1 protein-coding gene and 1 pseudogene are annotated in these 850 nt (G+C 47.3%); both read left to right on the forward strand.

Annotation, left to right across the window (positions count from 1 at the left end):
• A partial coding sequence (locus HMPREF9370_RS11470; protein ID WP_009117688.1) for an IS630 transposase-related protein occupies window positions 1-320 on the forward strand: 320 nt, incomplete at its 5' end.
• A gap of 37 nt (window positions 321-357) precedes the next feature.
• Window positions 358-834: pseudogene (locus HMPREF9370_RS11475) on the forward strand (IS630 family transposase); the annotation flags it as partial.
• Window positions 835-850: the final 16 nt, after the last annotated feature.

The following is an 850-nucleotide window of genomic DNA, read 5'->3' on the forward strand; positions in this document are numbered from 1 at the left end:
ACAATCTTTTCATGACCTATTCAACAGACTTCCGAAAACTTGCCTTAGCCAAACTCGAACAAGGCATCTCCATCCGTAAAGTAGCCCGGGAACTCGGTATCAGTCCCGATACGGTGTATAAATGGAAAAAGAACCCTGTCCCCAAAGGCTACCCAGAAGATAGAAAACCCCGAAAAATCAGTAGACAGGCACTGCTTCAGGATGTTGCCCAATACCCCGATGCGTATTGTGCCGAACGAGCACAGCGTTTCCGCTGTTCAACCAATGCCGTCCACAAGGCATTGAAAAGATACGGCATCAGCCGAAAAAAAGACCAATAAACATCCCAAAGCCGATGCTAGGCTCAGAAAACGCTTCCTTAAACTCAAACACCGTTTTTATCTTAAAGAGCGCCCCATTGTCTGTTTGGACGAAAGCGGGTTCCGATCATCCACTTACCGTCCTTACGGCTATGCTGCCAAAGGCAGCCTTTGTAGCGACACCTATAATTGGCAGGGACGCAATCAAACCAATGCCATCGGTGCACTGTATGGCAACCGGTTATTTGCTGTCGGTTTGTTTGATTGCAGCATTAACCGCCAAATATTTGATGCTTGGGTGGAACGGATGTTGATACCGCAGCTTCCTGCCAATAGTGTGGTGGTGATGGACAATGCAGCTTTCCACAAGGGTGATGCCGAAGCGTTGTTGAAAGGGAAAGGGCACAGCGTACTGTGGCTGCCACCTTATAGCCCTGACTTGAATCCGATAGAGAAGAAATGGGCTTGGATAAAGGCGCGTCGGCGAAAGCATAGAATAGTGTGCGTGGATGAGTTATTTAGAAGTGTTATTTAAATTAAGTTGATTGACT

Source organism: Neisseria wadsworthii 9715 (genome assembly GCF_000227765.1).
Taxonomy (GTDB): Bacteria; Pseudomonadota; Gammaproteobacteria; order Burkholderiales; family Neisseriaceae; genus Neisseria; species Neisseria wadsworthii.